Below are 3,110 nucleotides of genomic sequence, written 5' to 3'. Positions count from 1 at the left end.
CCACTTTTAAAAAAAGTGACTTCGGGCAATGGGGAAAACTCCCCCTTAACCCCCTAAAAAAAACAAAAAATCTAACAGCGATTTTTTATTTTTTTTTGCATTTTTTTTCACCAAGCACGGAGGTAAAAAAAAATGGGAAAGGTAGCATCGGCTCACTGTAATCCAAAAGTGAAATCATACCTAGAACATAACGACAGAACTCATTCTAATTCAGACACAATTACCAAAGAATATTCCTACAAAAATGAGTATTCTTGCTCAGCCAAAGAAACCAAAGAAAAAATTAACGAGCTTTACAAAAAAGCTCAAAAAGATTTTTATAATTACTGCGAGAAAAAAAACGGATTAGCAAAAAGCGGAAAACCAAAAGGACTACAAAACTTTACAAAAAAAGAAAAATCATACACAGAGTTTATTTACGAGATTAACGAAAATACCACAATGGAGCAATGCCAAGAACTCTCAAACAAAATAGCAGAATTGACAGGCTTTACGCCTTTACAAATCTGCATACATCGCGATGAAGTTCATCGCGACAAAAAAGGGGAAGAAAAAACACATTACCACGCACACGCGGTTTTTTTTACACTAGACAAAGATGGACTTCAGCTAGCAAGGAGAGAAGCAAGTTTAAACAAAACCAATCTAAGCAAGATACAAACTCTTGCTTCAGAATGTTTAAAAATGGAAAGGGGCGAAAGACGCTACGAGCAAGGTTTAAAACAAAAAAACTATACTTCTCATTATCGCGACTACAAAAGGTTAAAAGAAAAAGAAAACGAGCTTTTTCAAGAGCTTGAAAAAAAAATTGCGACCTATGATGAAATCATAAGTCGGGGAGATGAGAGTTTAAAAAACCAAAACGAAAATCTAAAATTTTTGGTGGAAGAAGCTACAAACATAGATTTATTAGAATGGGATTTATTAGCTATGAACCACCCAAAAGAAAAGGCTAAGCCGTATATAGAAAGTCTTATAAGAACAATAAAAGACAGATTAGAAGGCGTTTTTACTAGACCACTAAAAGAAACGATAGAAAAACTAACAAAAACAATCAATAATCAAGAAACACGCATAAACGAGCTAGAAACCGCTTTAAATCAAGAAAAGGCAAAAAGTAATGAAAATCATCAAGAAAACGAAAAAAACGCGTTAAAACGCGAAATTGAGCGTTTAAAAGGGGAAAATGATATTTTAAAAAAAGCAAACAATGCTTTTAGAGAAGTTTTTGAGTCAAAAATCGGTAACTGGCAAAGAGAAGTTAAAAAGATTTTTAACTTGAATATGTTGCTCCCTGATGAAAGAGAAAACGCTATTAAAAAAGCAATAATCGCAGATGAAAATCTAGAAAAACTAAGCAGTGGCGGTGTTTTGGAATATGATAGTTCTAAAACAGAAAGTAAGTTAAAAGACTTAGGAATAACAAAAAATCAAGGCTTAAGCCTTTGATTTTTCTCCCTTTTTTTGTTTAAGCTAAACAAAACTTTTCATTTTTGCTTAGCTGACTTCCAAAAATTTGCTTTTTTTTGTCAAGAGTTGCGAAGCAACCTGCAATATTTTTTTTAAAAATTTTGAAATTTTTGAAAAAAATATTTAGCTCTTGACAAAAATCAAAAAGCAAAGTTTTAAAATCTTAAGCTACAAAAATGAAAAATGTTATCAAAAAGAGTGCAAAAAGAGTGCAAATTTTTGCAATTTTTTCCCTTATATTCCTATATCTTGATAATATTAGAAACAACTCGAATATTTAAAAATGCTTTTGGAGTATCATCACATAGGGTTTTGATAAGGTTTGCTTTGTATATTAAAACTTGATTTTTTAAGAGGCTTTTTAAGCTTTTGTTAAGTTATCAAAAAGTAAGATAAAAAAATCAGAAAGTTGATATCACTTAGCGAGTTTTTTCAACTTTCTAAAAGTTAAATCAATTAAGTTCAATTAAGTGAGGTAATTTTGTCAAATTTATACTTAAAAAATTCTTTTGAAAACACAGACTTTCAAGAAAAACTAGAAAATTTTAATAAGCACAAGTTAATTTCTTGTAATACAAATATCGCAGAGAAATATCATAAAATGGGACTTTCTAAAAAAGGGGAAAGGGCTTATGAGTGTGGAAACTTTTTAAGTTTTAAAAAGTTTTTAAACACTCAAACCCAAGAAACAAAGTTTATTTTTGATAGTGCAAACTATTGCAAAATAAGGTTTTGCCCTTATTGTCAATGGTTGAAAGCTAAAAAAACTTACTTAGAAAATTATTCTATTTTAGAGCAATTAAAGAGCGATAAAAAAAAGAAATACGAGTTTCTTTTTTTAACGCTAACTATCAAAAATCCTAGTCTTAATGAGCTAAGAGCAACAATTAAAAAAATGTCAAAAGCGTTTGAATTACTTGCAAAAAAACCAAAATTTAAAAAAGCCATAAAAGGCTTTTTTAGGGGAATAGAGTTTTTAGGCGATGAAACAAAAAGTGGGGAAGCACACCCGCATTTTCATACTTTGCTAATCGTAGAAAAAAATTATTTTACAAGTCGCGATTACATTTCTAAAGAAGAATGGCAAGAAATGTGGAAAAGTTGTCTAAAATCAGAATATGATCCGATTTTAGACATAAGAAAAATAAGAGCAAAAAAAGGCTATGAAGATATTTTTATCGCAGTTTTAGAAACTGCTAAATATTCTATAAGTCCCGTTAGTTTAATTAATCTTTCTTTGCAAGATTTTGCAGAATTAGAAAAGCAAACTCAAAACATCAGACAATACAACAGGGGCGGACTTTTTAAAACAATCAAACCAAAAGAATTAGAGAAAATCGATGAAAAAGTTTGGCAACTTTTAACAATCGAGTTTTTTAAATGGAGCAAAAATCATTATGAAAAATACTAAAAAAACCAAAACGCAAGGAATAAAATTTCCACTAGAAATTTTAACCTTTTTAAGAAGTCGCGACAATATGAATTCTTTCATAATCGAGGCGATAAAATCTACTCAAGAATGGCAAAATTATGAGAGAGAAATTCAAGCAAAAAAAGATGAAAACATACCAAGCTTATTTTAAAGAAATTATTCTACAATTACAAAAAATGTATTATTTGGAGGATAGACCCGATATCCG

The 3,110-nt window shown here is 30.0% G+C and carries 3 protein-coding genes; all 3 read left to right on the top strand.

The genetic code is table 11. The features are described from left to right. Positions 1 to 132 precede the first annotated feature (132 nt). The gene (locus L8X40_RS08205; protein ID WP_263667666.1) at positions 133 to 1,449 is read left to right on the top strand and encodes a mobilization protein; all 1,317 of its coding nucleotides are present in this window, start codon (positions 133 to 135) and stop codon (positions 1,447 to 1,449) included. 502 nt (positions 1,450 to 1,951) lie between these two features. Then, the gene (locus tag L8X40_RS08200; RefSeq protein ID WP_263667665.1) at positions 1,952 to 2,881 is read left to right on the top strand and encodes a protein rep; all 930 of its coding nucleotides are present in this window, start codon (positions 1,952 to 1,954) and stop codon (positions 2,879 to 2,881) included. Beyond that, positions 2,868 to 3,053 (top strand): hypothetical protein, encoded by a 186-nt coding sequence (locus L8X40_RS08195; protein WP_263667664.1) that lies wholly within the window; start codon positions 2,868 to 2,870, stop codon positions 3,051 to 3,053. The genes L8X40_RS08200 and L8X40_RS08195 overlap by 14 nt, the downstream gene beginning before the upstream one ends. Positions 3,054 to 3,110: the final 57 nt, after the last annotated feature.

The sequence above is a fragment of the Campylobacter sp. CNRCH_2013_0855 genome (assembly GCF_025773025.1).
In the GTDB taxonomy this organism is placed as follows: domain Bacteria; phylum Campylobacterota; class Campylobacteria; order Campylobacterales; family Campylobacteraceae; genus Campylobacter_D; species Campylobacter_D jejuni_C.
Note: the sequence above shows the minus strand (reverse complement) of the source record. Positions and strands in the feature narration are given on the sequence as shown.

Bases quoted from the DNA above. Each gene is read 5' to 3' on its own strand.
- L8X40_RS08195 (WP_263667664.1), top strand. From the start codon at position 2,868: ATGAAAAATACTAAAAAAACCAAAACGCAAGGAATAAAATTTCCACTA.
- L8X40_RS08205 (WP_263667666.1), top strand. From the start codon at position 133: ATGGGAAAGGTAGCATCGGCTCACTGTAATCCAAAAGTGAAATCATAC.